Here is a 13,535-nt window from a genome sequence, read left to right on the forward strand (position 1 = left end):
CCCGCGATCCGCACGACGCGAGCCCGTCCGCGCGCCGAACCGCTTGCCGGCGCATCAGAACCACGGTCACCGGCCAGGGCTTCATCGCCCCGGCACCGGCCGCTGAGCTTGACACGAGTTCCTCCTGACATCGCAGCCAACCCGGCCCATCGCCGAGTCCGATCACGATCAGGATCGCCGCGACCACCCCCATCGCGGATCATCCGCAAGGCCGAGTCCGGCCCGCACCGGTCAGCCGATCGGCCACCAAGAACGAGCCATTCGGCCGGGAAGGCCGGAAAGCGCCTCCTCGCACCGATCCCGTCTGCTACCGGGGAGCCCCATATCGCCCACCGGCCCCGGAATCCTGGGGCTAGGGTCGGTTCCATGGTTGATCGGTTCCAGGTCGTTCCATCCGTCTACATCGCGCTCCGCAGGTCGGCCGCCCAGGAGGAGGTGCTGCTGCAGCTGCGCCGCAACACCGGGTACATGGACGGGCATTGGGCGATGGCCGCGGCGGGCCACGTCGAATCCGGTGAGTCCGTCATCGACGCCGCGCGCCGGGAAGCCGCCGAAGAACTCGGCATCGACATCTCCGCCGAAGACCTCGTGCCGCTGTCGGTCATGCACCGAACTCAGGGCGACCACCGGGCGATCAACGAACGGGTGGACTTCTTCTTCGAATGCCGCCGCTGGACCGGCCGGCCCAGGCGGGCCGAGCCCGAGAAGACCGCAGATCTGCAGTGGTTTCCGCTGGACACGCCGCCGAGTCCGGCCGTGCCCCACGAGCAGTACATCCTCCGGCACCTGCGCGCCGGCACCCTCCCCCAGGTCACGACCTTCGGCTTCTGACCGCCCGCCGCCGACGGGAGTTTGACCTTCACCCAGGGACAACCCGCAGGGTCGGGTCACCGGGCGAGGCGCCCGGGACGAGGAGGGAGCCATGTCCAGGCTGAGCATCGGTGAGTTCGCGCAGGCGACGGGGCTGACGCCGAAGGCGTTGCGGCTCTACGACGAGCTGGGGCTGCTGCCACCGGCGGACGTCGATCCGCGTTCGGGCTACCGCTCCTACGACCGGTCCCAGCTCGAACACGCCCAGCTGGTCGCGTGGTTGCGCGGGCTCGGCATGCCGCTGGCCCGGATCAGGGTGGTCTGCGACCTTCCCCCGCTCGCCGCGGCAGCGGAGGTCGGCTCGTACTGGCGCCAGGTCGAGGCCGACACCGCGGCCCGCGGGGAGTTGGCGGCCTTCCTCGTCGATCACCTGTCGAGGAGGGAAACCGAAATGGCCGATGTACCAGCGGAATGGCAACTGCGCTCTGCTGCTCGAGATGACCGGGGGTTCGTGCGGGAGGAGAATCAAGACGCGGTGTACGAGGGCAGGAACCTGTTCGCCGTCGCCGACGGATTCGGCGCGCAGGGCATGGACCGCGCGGCGAGCATCGCGGCGGTCGACGCGCTCCGGGCTCTCGACGCCGAGGCGCCCACGGGAAACCTGCTGAAGACTCTCGGCGCGGCCGCGAACGGCGCGCGGCAGGCCGTCCACGACTTCGCAGCCGACCCGGCGAACGAGCACGTCGGTACCACCCTGACCGCGATGCTGTGGTCGGGCGCCCAGTTCGCCTTGGCGCACGTCGGGGACACCAGGGCGTACCTCCTGCGCGACGGGGAGCTCACCCAGATCACCCACGACCACACCTTCGTGCAGTCGCTGGTCGACGAGGGAAAGCTGACCCCGGAGGAGGCGGCGACGCACCCGAACCGGGCAACGCTGCTCCGCGCCCTGCAACGCGGCGGGACCGTGGAACCGGACCTCCACCTGCGCGAAGCGCACAGCGGCGACCGCTATCTGCTCTGCTCCGACGGCCTCCACGCCGTAGTGCCCGAACAGCAGCTGCGCGACACCCTGGAGGCTGCCGGCGATCCCGGGGAAGCGGTCGATCGCTTCACCGAACTCATCCGCGACGCAGGCGCACCGGACAATTTCGCCTTCGTGGTCATCGACGCGCTCGCACGCGCGTAGCCGACCGACGGCCCGTCCTCGCCAACCGGTCGAGGACGGGCCGTCCGCAGGCGATATCACCAGACGGTGTAGCCGCCGTCGACGACGAGGTCCGCGCCGGTGCAGTAGCTGCTGGCGTCGGAAGCCAGGAAGACCACGGCGGGGGCGATCTCGCGGGGTTCGGCGACCCGCTTCATCGGCGTGTCGCCCACCCAGACCCGGCGCCACTCCTCGTTGCTCATCCCGCGCTTGGTCATCTCGGTGCCGACGTAACCGGGCGAGACGGAGTTGACCCGCACGCCGCGGTCGGCCCACTCCCCGGCCAGCGACTTCGTCAGGTGGATGACGCCCGCTTTCGCCGTGTTGTAAGCAGATTGCGGTTGCGGGTGGTTGGAGATGTGGCCGCTCATGCTGCCGGTGTTGACGATGCTCCCCGAGCCCTGCTGGAGCATCCGCCGGCCCGCCGCCCGGCAGCAGTAGAAGACGCCGTCGAGGTTCACCGACATCACCCGCCGCCAGTCCTCGTCCGCGAGGTCCTCGCTGGGGTGGTTGTGCACGATCCCGGCGTTGTTGACCGCGACGTCGAGCGATCCGGCCGTCGTCGCCACGTGCTCGAACGCCGCCTCCACGCTGGCCGGGTCGGTGACGTCCGCGGCAACGAACTCGACGCCGTGCCGCTCGGCGGTCGCGTTGCCGACCTCCGGGTTGATGTCGCAGATGAACACCCGCGCCCCGGCGTCGCGCAGCCCCAGCACGATCGCCTCACCGATGCCTTGCGCGCCGCCGGTGACGACCGCGTTCTTGCCGTTGAGTGCGAAGAGATCGCTCAAGTTCCCCTCCCGGGACGTGGCCGAGGCACGAAGCCTGATCATCCCGCCCGGCGGGAACCCCATCGAGTCCACATCGGACACCGATGTGCGCGGGCGCGTGCGCCGGGCCCGGAATCCGGTTGACTTCGTATGATGTTCGGACCATAGTTCGGCCATGCAGCCGCCGCAACCATCCGCAGCCGCGGCGCGCCGGAGTTCGCGCGATCACCTGGGCCACGAACGGATCCCGGCGGGAAGCGCTGATCGCAATCCGCTTCGGATCGCTCCGGCAAGCCCCGAGGAAGGCAGGCACCGTGAACCTCTCCACCCACGCCGATCACGTCCTGCCCGATGACGCGGACCGGGCGACGCTGGTCGCCCGCGTCTTCGACCCGGACTGCGGCGGCCCGTGCGTCGCCGCGGTGCGCGGCGCGTCGGTCGTCGACCTGACCGGTGTCGAGCCGACTGCCGCCGGGCTGCTCGAACGGGCCGACGCCGGGGAGGTCGTGCGGACGCACGAGGGCGGCCGGAACTGGCGGCTCGCCGACCTCCTCCAGGCCACGCTGTCCGGCGACCGCGCCCGGCCGCACTTCCTCGCGCCGGTCGACCTGCAGGTCATCAAGGCGGCGGGCGTGACCTTCGTGCGGAGCATGCTGGAGCGGGTGATCGAGGAGCGCGCCGAGGGCGACCTCCGCCGGGCCGAGGAGATCCGCGCGAAGCTCGGCGACGTCATCGAAGGCCGGATCTCCCAGGTGCGGCCGGGTTCCGCCGAGGCGCAGCGGATCAAGGAGGTGCTCGTCAAGGAGGGCCTCTGGTCGCAGTACCTGGAGGTCGGCATCGGCCCGGACCCGGAGATCTTCACCAAGGCCCCGGTGCTGTCCGCGGTCGGCACGGGCGCGGAGATCGGGGTGCTCGAACGCTCGACGTGGAACAACCCGGAGCCCGAACTGGTCCTCGCGGTCACCTCCCGCGGCGTCCCGGTGGCGGCGACGCTGGGCAACGACGTCAACCTCCGCGACTTCGAGGGGCGCAGCGCGCTGCTGCTCACCGAGGCCAAGGACAACAACGCGTCCTGCGCGATCGGCCCGTTCCTCCGCCTCTTCGACGACCAGTTCACCCTCGACGACGCGCAGGACCTGGAGATCGGCCTGGCCATCGCCGGGACCGACGGCTACCGGCTGGACGGCGTCAACCCGGTCCGTGAGATCAGCCGCGACGTGCAGGAGCTGATCGGGCACGCCCACGGCCGCCACCACCAGTACCCGGACGGGTTCGTGCTGTTCACCGGCACGATGTTCGCCCCCACCGAGGACCGCGACGTCCCAGGCCAGGGCTTCACCCACAAGCCCGGCGACGTCGTGCGCATCTCCTCCCCCGCGCTCGGTAGCCTGATCAACGTCGTGAACACCGCGGAGGACGCGGCCGACTGGACCTTCGGCATCCGCGCGCTGATGACCAATCTCGCCGCGCGCGGCCTCCTGCAGGGCACGCGACGTGACTGAAACCGCCCACCGACCGCATCGAACGGCGGCCGTTCGCGACCAGAGCGGCCGGTGAAGGAGCCGGATTCCGTGCCGTTCGCAGACATCTCGTTCACCGAAACCGCGCGGCAGGCGCTCGATGCCCGGTGGGGTCTGCGCTTCGCGGGCGATCCCGTCCGGCTGCACGGCGGCGAGGAGTCCGCCGCGTTCGCCGTCGGCGACCACGTCGTCCGGGTGGGGCCGGAGTGGCGCAGCACGGAGGAAGCCGAGTGGTGCTACGCCATCGCCTCGCACGCTTCGACCGAGGTGCCGGAGGCGGTCGCTCCGGTCGCCACGGGCGACGGGCGCGCGGTGGTCCGGGTCGACGGCCGCCCGATGTCGGTCTGGCCGCTGGTCCCGGGCGCGTGGCCGACCCGCGAAACGCCCGGCGTCCCGGCGCAGGCCGCCTCGCTGCTCGCGCGGCTGCACCGTTCCTTGGCCGGGATGCGGCCGCCGCCGCGGCCCGTCCCGTCCGGCCTGGAACCGGGCCTGGACGGGTCCGAACCGCCGGCGGTACCGGCTCTCGCGGACCCGGAGCTCGATTCGTGGCTCGCGGAATTCCACCGCACCCACCGGGAACGCCAGGCCGTGCACGGCGACTTCTACCCGGGCAACACGCTGAGCGACGGAGGCGCCCTCACGGCCGTGGTGGACTGGGACGAGGCGTGCGTGGTCCCGCCCGCGGTCGAGGTCGCCTACGCCGCCCTGGAATGGGCCGAGGAGAAGTCCGCGATCGACACCGCGGCGATGCGCTCGTTCGTGCAGGCTTACGCCGCAGCCGACGGGCCCGCCGGACTCCTCGACGAGGAAAGCCTGGCGCAGCTCATCCGGCACCGGCTGCGCCGCGAGGTGGTGTCCTTCCACGAGCAGCAGCGGCTCGGCGTCGTGCACGACGCGGAAGACCTCGCCTACCACGCACGCCGTCTCGAGATCTTCGCCGAACTCCGCCCGTGACGGCGCAAGTCACCGGGCCGCGGTCGTGGCGCGGCCGTAGTCGTCCTCCAGGCGGACGATGTCCGCCTGCCAGCCCGGCTCCGCCGTGGACGCCTCCAGCAGGACCGCGTCGGACACCGCGGTGACCCGGTGCACGACGCCGGACGGGATGCTCGCCGTCTGACCTGGGTCGAGCTCCATCCGGACCAGCGAATCGCGGTTCGGCCCCAGGTCGAGGAGCACGATGCCGGACTGCACGGCGATCGTCTCCTCCTTCTTCTCGTGGTACTGCAGCGAAATCGACTCGCCCGCCCGGATGTGCAGCACCTTGCCGACGTATCGGCCTGCCACCACGGCGAAGATCTCCTCGTAGCCCCAGGGCTTTTCGATCCGGACCACCGTTGCGAGGCTGGACAGCGCGAACTCTGCGACATCAGTCACGACGATCCATCCTTCCCGTGCGGAGTGCCCCCTCGGCGCGCGCACCGGGTAACGGCGCAGCGCGGGTGGACGGCCGGTGAAAGCACGTCCGCGGTCCTTCCGAGATGTGGCGCACAATCCCGCATCAGTTCCCCCAAGCACGCGGTGTTCGAGCCGAACACCGCGGACCTGCGCACCATAACGCCGGGGCCGCGCGGCCGCCCAGGGCGCGCAGCGCCCCGCTACCGGATCGGACGACAGGCGGCACGCGATTCCCATGAACAGCGCGGAAATCCGCCCACCGGTGCGCTGCCGGCGGAACGATTCATCCGGCACGTGGAAGCCGCGTCAGCCGATGGGGTCGGGCCCGACCGTCGGCAGGTAGCGCGGCGCCCGCCAGGCCTTCAGCTCGCGCTCGGCGGCGGCCGCCAGCGACAGCAGCTCGGCGTCCCGCCGGTCGCCCGCCATGAGGAGCAACCCGACCGGGAGCTCACCGACGGAACCCGCGGGTACCGAGACCGACGGGTAGCCCGCCACCGCGGCCGGCGTCGAGGACGGGATCACGTCGTTGTCGCCGCGCTCGCAGTCGGTCGTCCACGCCGGCGGGTTCGTCGGCGCGGCGATGGCGTCCAGGTCGTGCGCGGCCATGGTCTCGTCGATCGAGCGCCGGGAGAGGTCCGCCAGCTCGGCGCGCATCGCCTGGTACTGCGGATCGGTCGTCGGCGGCGCGGCGAGCGCCTGTTCGAAGAGCTCCTGGCCGGTGAAGCAGGTCTGCTCGGCCGGGGTGCGGCGGTTGAACTCGATCAGCTCGGCGAGGTCGCGGGGGCCGCGCCGGGTCGCGAGGTACGCGTCGATGTCGCGGTGGAACTCGCTCAGCAGCGCCGGGAACTCCAGCTCGCCCAGCCGGTCCTGGTAGGGCGGGGTCACCTCCACCACTGCGGCACCCGCCGCGGTGAGCCGCTGCGCCGCGGCGGTCATCACGGCATCGACGTCGGGCCCGAGCGACGGCAGCCGCCACAGGCCGACCCGCTTGCCGCGCAGGTCGCCCAGCGGCGAGAACGCGCTCTCCGCACCCTGCAGCACCGCGAAGGTCAGCGCCGTGTCGATGACGTTGCGCGCCATGGGGCCCGCGGTGTCCTGCTCCGCCGAGATCGGCACGACGCCGGACTGGCTGACGAGGCCGAGGCTCGGCTTGTGGCCGACCACCCCGTTCATCCCCGCCGGGCACACGATGGAGCCGTCGGTCTCCGTGCCGATGGCCACCTGCGCCAGCGACGCGGCGAGCGCGGCGGCGGAACCCGACGACGAACCGCACGGGTTGCGGTCCAGCACGAACGGGTTGCGGGTCTGCCCGCCCACCGCCGACCACCCGGAGGTGGGCTTCGCGGCGCGGAAGTTCGCCCACTCGGACAGGTTCGTCTTCCCGAGGATGACCGCGCCCGCGTCCCGCAACCGGGTCACCAGGACGGCGTCCGAGCCGGGCGGGCTCCCGGCCAGCGCCAGCGAGCCCGCCGTCGTCGGCAGATCGCGGGTGTTCACGTTGTCCTTGAGCAGCACGGGAATTCCGTCGAGCGGGCCGAGGACGGTGCCGCGGCGGTGCCGGGCATCGCTCGCGGCCGCCTGGGCCATCGCCGCCGGATCGGTGCGCAGCACCGCGTTGATCTTCGGATCGATGGTGCGGATCCGCCCCAGGTAGGCGGCGGTCAGCTCCGACGAGGTGAGCGATCCGCGCGACATCCTGGCCTGGAGCTCGGGAATCGTCACCGTGTCGAGGTCGACGCCCAGCGCCCCGTGCCCGGTCGCCCCGGGACTGCCCAGCATCAGCGAGCCTGCGGTCAGTGCCGCGATCAGCGCGATGGCGCCAGTCCTGCGCATGAGGTCATCAGACAACCAGGAGCGGATCACCGCAAGATCTCTTCGCCGCAGCCGCCGCTCGCCCGGTCAGCCGAGGAACACCTGCGCGATCAGCGCGGAGACGAGGAACGACGCGGCGAAGGACATCAGCCCCACCGGGACGATCCGCCACCCGATCCGCTTGAGCGCGGGCAGGTCCTTGCCGATGCTGAGGCCCGCGAAGACCAGGATCGGCGTCGCCATCGCGAGGAACTCGACCGGCTTCACCAGCGACATCACCGCGTCGGCGACCGGCGAGATCGGCGAGGTGAGCAGGATGGCCAGCGCGGAGGTCCCGGCGACGGCGGGCAGCTTGGTCAGCCGCTTGATCCCCAGCCCGGCGAAGACGACGGCCGCCACCAGCGCGAAGCCGAGCAGCGCGCGGGGCTCGACACCGCCCGCGTGGACGGCGTTGGAGACGAACATGGTCACCAGCGCGATGAGGATCGCCGGCAACGGCCGGACCCGGCCCGGGCTGCCGCTTTCGAGCTCCGCCGCCGAGAGGTCCGGGGCGGCCGCGGGCTCGATCTTGCGGCCGCGGGTGAGCAGCTCGTAGAAGCGGTCGGCCAGCGGGAGCGCGACGAACATGCCGATGTAGACGCCGGCGAGGCTGGTCACGAGGTTGCTCACGGTGGCCAGGGCGACGATCTGGTTCGCCAGCTCCGGGTACTGCGCGGCGATCGCGGCCGACGAGGCGGCCATCACCGAGCCGGACCCCACGCCGGTGCCCATCGCCAGCGCCAGCGGGCTGAGGATCCCGCTGCCGGCCAGCAGGCTCGCGAGCAGCGTCACGTACAGCGCGCCGACGACGCTGCCGAAGATGTACATGCCGAGCACGCCGCGGTATTCCTCGGAGTCGGGCCCGAACCGCTCGGACACCATCGCGAACGAGCCCTCGCGGTCGATGGAGAAGCACGCGCCCACCGCGGACCGCCCCATCCGCAGGAGCACGGCCAGCGGCAGCGACAACGCGACGGTGCCGAACAGGTGGCCGATCTCCTGGAACAGCAGCGCGAAGCTCGCCTGCTTCAGCACCGGCAGCTCGTGGCCGACCACGAACGCCAGCCGCACCCCGAGCAGCAGCACGCCCATCTCCACCACGTAGGTGGCGGCGCGCTGCATGCCGACGGGCACCGGACGGAACCGCTGGATGCTCACCACGGCCCCGAGCAGCAGGCCCCAGATGATCGGGAACAGGGTGATCGCGCCGGGCCCGATGGCGACCTTGTGGCTGCCGATGGCTTCGGCGGCCGCGGCCAGGACGAGCGCGAGCAGCGCGAACGAGGCCAGCCGCCCGCGCGAACCGCGGGTCGGACGCGGCAGCTTCCGCGCAACCGTCATGCCGGACATGGCTTCCTCCGTGGTCGCCAGGAGTGGTGGGAACTGGGGCGGGGCGGTCAGACCCGCGTCGCGGCCGTGCCGCGAGTGGCCTGCTCGGCCAGGAACTTCTGCCGCAGCACCGGATCGATCGCCACGTCGACCGCGGTCAGCGCCATCGCGACGGCTCCGTCGAAGACCGCGTCGTCGGCGGCGGGGGTGGCCGCCGCAGCGGCGAAGCCGTGCGTGTGCGGCGGGTGCTCGCAGCCGATGATCGCGATGCTCGGGTGGATGCTGGGCAGCACCTTGGAGACGTTGCCCATGTCCGTCGAACCGCCCCGGGTGCCGCGGGTGTCGCGGAGCTCCCGGCCCAGCGATTCGATGTGCGCGGCGAAGAGCTCCGACATCTCCGGCTCCTGCACCAGCTCGGCGTAGTCCGGTTCGGTCGGTTCGACGGCCATCGTCGTCCCGGTCGCCAGCGCCCCGGCCTCGAAGCACGCCAGCACCCGCTGCTTCAGCGCCGCCATCTCGTCGAAGGCGAACGCGCGCACCTCGCAGTCCACGACGGACCGTTCGGGGATGATGTTGGTGACCGCGCCGCCTTCGCGCACGAACAGGCCGATCCGGCACTCCGCGGTGATCTGCTGGCGCAGCAGCCCGATCGCCACCTGGGCCACGACGGCGGCGTCGGCGGCGTTGACGCCCAGGTGCGGAGCCGCCGCGGCGTGCGAGGCCCGGCCGCCGTAGGTCACCGCGAACCGGCTCACCGCCTGGCTGGAGAAGTGGCCGGGGTGGGTGTCGTACTGGGCCGGGTGCACCATCATCGCGACCGTGACGTCGTCGAAGACGCCCCGCTCCAGCAGTAGCACCTTGCCGCCGCCGTGCTCCTCGGCCGGGGTGCCGACCACCTTCACCCGGACGCCGAGCTCGTCGGCCACGGCGGCGAGCCCGATCGCCGCGCCGACCGCGGCGGAGGCGATGATGTTGTGCCCGCACGCGTGCCCGATGTCGGGCAGGGCGTCGTACTCGGCGCAGATGCCGACGGTGAACTCGCCCGAGCCGTATTCGGCCGTGAACGCGGTGGGCACGTCCCCCGGGCCGGGCTCGACGGTGAAGCCGGCCTCGCGGAGCACGTCGGTCACCTTGGTCGCCGACCGGTGCTCTTCGAACGACAGCTCCGGCTCGGCGTGCAGGTCGTGGCTGAGCCGGAGCAGCCGCTCCCGCCACGCCTCCTGCTCGGCCCGCACCAGCCCCCGGTAGGCCGTGATGTCGCCCTCGGTGTCCTGACCGCCCACTGCGCGCTCCTCGATGTCGGCCGCCAACCTGGACACGAAGGGTGAGCGATGAGACTCTTTCATTAGCCCAAACGCAGGAACGCAGCAGAATCACGGCCCAGATGCAGGATCAAGCCACATCCCTCGACGAACTGGACCTCCAACTCGTCAACGCCTTGCAGATCGCCCCCCGCGCCGCCTGGTCGCAGGTGGGCGCCGTGCTCGGGGTCGACCCGGTCACCGCCGCGCGCCGGTGGGCGAGGCTGGAGCGGTCCGGCCTGGCCTGGATCTCCGGTTACCCGCCGATCTCCCCCACTCAGGCCAACGCGTTCGTCGAGATCGAGTGCGATCCGGGCCGCGGGCTGACCGTGGCCCGGGAGCTGGCGACCGACCCGCAGGCGATGACGGTCGACGTCACCGCCGGCGGCCGCGACGTCCTGGTCACGGTCAACACGCCCAGCCCGGAGGTCCTGTCCGGCTACCTGCTGGACCGGATGACCCGCGTCGAGCACCTGCGGCAGGTGCGCAGCCACCTGGTGGTCCGGGCGTACACGGAGGCCAGCCGGTGGCGGCTGCGCGCCCTCGACCACGACCAGGTCGCGCGGATGCTCCGGGAGGCCGACGAGGCCGGCGACCGGGCCCCGGGGCCGCTGAGCGACGCGGACTGGACGATCGCCGTGGCCCTGGCCGCCGACGGGCGGACACCGGTCGGCACCCTCGCCGACGCGGCGGCGACGAGCACCAGCACGGTGCGCCGACGGCTCGCCCGGCTGATCGCCAACCAGCAGCTCCGGCTGCGCTGCGAGCTCGCGCGGAAGCTGTCCGGCTGGCCGGTCTACGCCTGGTTCTTCGCCCGGGTGTCGCCGGCGCACCTGGAGGAGACCGCCCGCGCGCTGGCCCGGATCCCGGAGGTTCGCGCCGTCACGTCGACCGCCGGCCCGTACAACCTGATCATCGCGGTGTGGCTGCGTTCCCTGATCGACGTGCAGGAGCTCGAGACGCACATGGCGCGCCGGCTGCCGCACCTGGACATCGTCGACCGCAGCATCGTCGTCCGGCCGGTGAAGCTCGTCGGCAGGCTCCTCGACGAGCACGGCTACGCGACGGGAACCGTGTCGCTGGACACCCGGAGCTGCCCGTGACGGCTCAGCGCAAGGTACCGAGCCGTTGGCGGATCGAGGAGCGGACTCCGTCGGAAGCCGTCCAGTCGCCGTCCAGCGGGGTGATCGAGACGTAGTCGGCCGCCAGCGCGTTGTTGTCCGAGTCGGCCACCGGGTCCCGGGACAGGTCCACCTCGGGTCGGATCACGTAGCAGTTCTCGCACAGGTCGGTGGGCTCGTACTTCGGCCGGACGAACGCGTTGCGACCGGTCTTGGTGATCCGCGTGCCCTTGACCTCGGGCGCCACCGGGTAGTTGATGTTGAGGCTCACGTGCTCGGGCAGCAGCCCCGCGCCGCCGGACGTGCCCTGCAACCGATCGAGCACGCGTGCGGTGTAGTCGGCCGCGGCGGCCACGTTCCCGAGCTGCGGCGGGTTCGCGGTGAGGTCGATCTCGACGCTGATCGCGATGGCCGGGATCGACATCTCACCGGCGGTGATCGTGGCGCCGACCGTGCCGGAGTGGTTCGCCACGGCACCGGAGTTCTGGCCCGGGTTGGCGCCGGAGACCACGACGTCCGGCGGTCCCGAGGTGAAGACGTGCTGCAGCCCGAACAGCACCGCGTCGCCGGGAGATCCGCACACCGACCAGACGTCGGGCGCCAGCTGCTCGGCGGTGATGGTGTTCTCCGGCCCCGGCTCCCCGGACGCGTAGTTCGAGGACAGCTGGGTGCCGCTGCCGGACTGGTCGTCGCACGGGGCCACCACCGTGACCCGGTGCCCGGCCGCGGTCAACGCCTGCTTCAACGCCGCCAGGGTGGGCGCCGCGTGCCCGTCGTCGTCGGTCAGCAGGATGTCGAGCGGTTCCTGCTCCGGCGCGGCGGACGCCGTGGTGGTCAAGAACGCGACGGCGACCGCCGAGGCGGCCGCCGACCTGAAGATCCGTCTCATGGATTCGCCCCTTCGCTGGGAAAACCGGCTCATCCATTGGATCGACCCAACCAAGCACTTGTCCAAGTCCGGTTGGGCTTGCTTACATGCTCTATCGGCATGAACCTGCAGCAGCTCCACTACCTCGCCGCCGTCGTCGAGCACGGCACGATGACGGCTGCCGCCCGCGCGCTGCACGTCTCGCAGCCGGCGCTCGGCCGCGCGGTGCGGGCGCTGGAGCGCGAGGTGGGCACCCCGCTGCTGGCTTCCGAAGGAAAACGCCTGTACCCGACGCCGGCGGGGCTCGCGGTCTCCGCACACGCGAGAGCGATCTTCGGCCACGTCGCGGACATCCTGTCGTTGGGCGACGAGCGCGAACTCGTGCTGGCCGCGACGCCCACGCTCGGCGCCGGCGCGGCGCCGCGGCTGCTCCGGGTGCTGGCCGAGCGGTGCCCGACTGCGACGGTGCTGCTGGAACGGCTCGACGGGCCGGCCGAGGTCGCCGCCGTCGTGCGCAACGGCCAGGCGACGGCCGGGATCGTCGAAGTCCCGTCACCGCACCAGTTCTCCACCGCCGACGGGCTCGCCACGCTGTCGCTGGGGCGTCGCGAGATCGTGCTGCTGTGTCCCGACGGGATTCCGGCGGCCTCTCCCCTGCCGCACCAGGATCTGGCCCGGCTGCCGCTGATCGTGCCCGCGAGCGGATACCGGCGCAGTCAGCTCGACGCCTGGTTCAGCTCGCTCGGCCTGCGCCCGCGCGTGGTGTGCCAGACCGACGAGCGCCTCGTCTGGGAGCAGATGGCCGGATCCGGCCTGGGGTGCGCGTTCACCGACCGGTGGCACGCCGAGCGCGCGCCGGTGCCCGGCACGCGCATCGTGCAGTTCACCCCTCAGCTGCACACGAACGTCGAGCTGTTGTACCGCAAGGACAATCCCAGCCGGACGCTCCACGCCCTGCTCGCGGGGCTCGCGCAGCCGATCATGTCGTAGCACTGCCGGCGGCGGCCGGACCAGTCGCGCGGCGCGGTGCTCGGTCGGGGTGGTGCCCAGTAGTCGCTGGTGATCACGGCCTGCGGCCGGGTGCCCGGGTCGTCGGCGACCAGATGCGGCGCCGGACCGCGGATGATCGCGATGTCGCCGGGATCGATCTGCACCGGCTCGCCCTCTGCCGGGACGATCCACACCCCGTGCTGCTCCCGCGGTAGCACGCAGCACCGAACCACGGTACGAACTGGTTCTGCTCCGTTCGACGCAATTCGTGGCGGATCGAGCGAAACGCGGTCCACGATCTCCACCGAAGCACCAGGTAGGTGGAGTCGATGTTGTACTGTCGGTGACACTTCTACCGCGACGAGGATGGACG

The 13,535-nt window shown here is 71.8% G+C and carries 13 protein-coding genes; 6 read left to right on the forward strand and 7 right to left on the reverse strand.

Features of this window, described 5'->3' with window-relative positions:
* Nucleotides 1–366 precede the first annotated feature (366 nt).
* Nucleotides 367–831, forward strand: a complete 465-nt coding sequence (locus ACWEV3_RS22015; RefSeq protein ID WP_452615695.1) for an NUDIX hydrolase — start codon at nt 367–369, stop codon at nt 829–831.
* 91 nt (nt 832–922) lie between these two features.
* Nucleotides 923–1,999 (forward strand): MerR family transcriptional regulator, encoded by a 1,077-nt coding sequence (locus ACWEV3_RS22020; RefSeq protein ID WP_452615696.1) that lies wholly within the window; start codon nt 923–925, stop codon nt 1,997–1,999.
* Nucleotides 2,000–2,055: 56 nt separating this feature from the next.
* Here the strand turns inward: ACWEV3_RS22020 and ACWEV3_RS22025 are convergent, their stop codons facing one another.
* Nucleotides 2,056–2,808: an SDR family NAD(P)-dependent oxidoreductase gene (locus tag ACWEV3_RS22025; RefSeq protein WP_452615697.1), complete on the reverse strand. Its 753-nt coding sequence runs from the start codon at nt 2,806–2,808 to the stop codon at nt 2,056–2,058.
* Nucleotides 2,809–3,101: 293 nt separating this feature from the next.
* Between ACWEV3_RS22025 and ACWEV3_RS22030 the strand changes: the two genes are divergently transcribed.
* Nucleotides 3,102–4,289: a fumarylacetoacetate hydrolase family protein gene (locus ACWEV3_RS22030; RefSeq protein ID WP_452615698.1), complete on the forward strand. Its 1,188-nt coding sequence runs from the start codon at nt 3,102–3,104 to the stop codon at nt 4,287–4,289.
* 69 nt (nt 4,290–4,358) lie between these two features.
* Nucleotides 4,359–5,261: a phosphotransferase enzyme family protein gene (locus ACWEV3_RS22035; protein WP_452615699.1), complete on the forward strand. Its 903-nt coding sequence runs from the start codon at nt 4,359–4,361 to the stop codon at nt 5,259–5,261.
* Between the two features lie 9 nt (nt 5,262–5,270).
* On the opposite strand, the gene ACWEV3_RS22040 is transcribed toward ACWEV3_RS22035, so the two are convergent.
* The 4 genes from ACWEV3_RS22040 to ACWEV3_RS22055 form a co-directional block, all read right to left on the reverse strand.
* The gene (locus ACWEV3_RS22040) at nt 5,271–5,681 is read right to left on the reverse strand and encodes a cupin domain-containing protein (protein WP_452615700.1); all 411 of its coding nucleotides are present in this window, start codon (nt 5,679–5,681) and stop codon (nt 5,271–5,273) included.
* A gap of 327 nt (nt 5,682–6,008) precedes the next feature.
* On the reverse strand, nt 6,009–7,535 hold the full coding sequence (locus tag ACWEV3_RS22045) for an amidase family protein (RefSeq protein WP_452615701.1): 1,527 nt from the start codon (nt 7,533–7,535) through the stop codon (nt 6,009–6,011).
* Between the two features lie 66 nt (nt 7,536–7,601).
* The gene (locus ACWEV3_RS22050; RefSeq protein WP_452615702.1) at nt 7,602–8,894 is read right to left on the reverse strand and encodes a DUF3100 domain-containing protein; all 1,293 of its coding nucleotides are present in this window, start codon (nt 8,892–8,894) and stop codon (nt 7,602–7,604) included.
* A gap of 56 nt (nt 8,895–8,950) precedes the next feature.
* The gene (locus tag ACWEV3_RS22055) at nt 8,951–10,201 is read right to left on the reverse strand and encodes an amidohydrolase (protein ID WP_452615703.1); all 1,251 of its coding nucleotides are present in this window, start codon (nt 10,199–10,201) and stop codon (nt 8,951–8,953) included.
* Between the two features lie 65 nt (nt 10,202–10,266).
* Between ACWEV3_RS22055 and ACWEV3_RS22060 the strand changes: the two genes are divergently transcribed.
* Complete coding sequence (locus ACWEV3_RS22060) at nt 10,267–11,286, forward strand: Lrp/AsnC family transcriptional regulator (RefSeq protein WP_452615704.1); 1,020 nt, start codon at nt 10,267–10,269, stop codon at nt 11,284–11,286.
* 4 nt (nt 11,287–11,290) lie between these two features.
* On the opposite strand, the gene surE is transcribed toward ACWEV3_RS22060, so the two are convergent.
* Nucleotides 11,291–12,193, reverse strand: coding sequence for a 5'/3'-nucleotidase SurE (gene surE, locus ACWEV3_RS22065; protein ID WP_452615705.1), 903 nt, complete (start codon nt 12,191–12,193; stop codon nt 11,291–11,293).
* Nucleotides 12,194–12,292: 99 nt separating this feature from the next.
* Between surE and ACWEV3_RS22070 the strand changes: the two genes are divergently transcribed.
* Complete coding sequence (locus ACWEV3_RS22070) at nt 12,293–13,162, forward strand: LysR family transcriptional regulator (protein ID WP_452615706.1); 870 nt, start codon at nt 12,293–12,295, stop codon at nt 13,160–13,162.
* Here ACWEV3_RS22070 and ACWEV3_RS22075 read toward each other — a convergent pair.
* Nucleotides 13,063–13,512, reverse strand: a complete 450-nt coding sequence (locus tag ACWEV3_RS22075; RefSeq protein ID WP_452615707.1) for a cupin domain-containing protein — start codon at nt 13,510–13,512, stop codon at nt 13,063–13,065. The genes ACWEV3_RS22070 and ACWEV3_RS22075 overlap by 100 nt on opposite strands.
* Nucleotides 13,513–13,535 lie beyond the last annotated feature (23 nt).

It is taken from the genome of Saccharopolyspora sp. NPDC003752, from assembly GCF_053605825.1.